The 518-nt window shown below is 53.7% G+C and carries 1 protein-coding gene; it reads right to left on the bottom strand.

Annotated features, from left to right (window positions below; all coding sequences use genetic code 11):
* Positions 1 to 129 precede the first annotated feature (129 nt).
* Positions 130 to 518, bottom strand: a 389-nt coding sequence (locus tag AK963_RS34440; RefSeq protein WP_175404797.1) for a hypothetical protein, incomplete at its 5' end; no start/stop codon positions are given.

Raw genomic sequence — 518 nt, 5'->3', positions numbered from 1 at the left:
CTGGTTGATGGCGTACTGTTCATCGGCGTAACCGGGTACTTTGGTGCCGTGGCCAATTGACTCAAACTTGTTCTGGTAAACCCTGCCGTCCGATCCGATGTACATGGTGATCCTCCCTGACCCTGTGAATTAATACTCGTAATCAAACGACTCGTGGTAATTCCATTTACCGTTGTTTTCGTAGGTCTGCACCAGTCCGTTCTGCCAACGGTTCGCCGCCTGGTTAAACGCCTGGTTCTGGGCTTGCAGTTTCATCTCGTCCTGCTTGAAGCCATAACCCAGATCGTACTGACGGGCTGCTTCATTGAGCTGGTCGTACTTGATCTTATTGTCGGTGAACATATCCGCCGCCAGTTTATAAACACTGGCTGCACTGCTCAGGCCATCAGTAGCAGTCTTGGCAGTATCCAGTCCCAGCTCCGCCACATCCAGGTTGCGGTTCCAGCTTTCCTCTCTGGCGGTGTCGCGCACCTGATTCTGAATGGCCGAGAGTCCCGCCGCCTTGTGCAGGGCATTGC

Origin of the sequence: Endozoicomonas atrinae (genome assembly GCF_001647025.1) — a bacterium.
Lineage (GTDB): Bacteria > Pseudomonadota > Gammaproteobacteria > Pseudomonadales > Endozoicomonadaceae > Endozoicomonas > Endozoicomonas atrinae.
The sequence above is the reverse complement of the archived record's forward strand: the minus strand, read 5'-3'. Positions and strand labels throughout refer to the sequence as shown.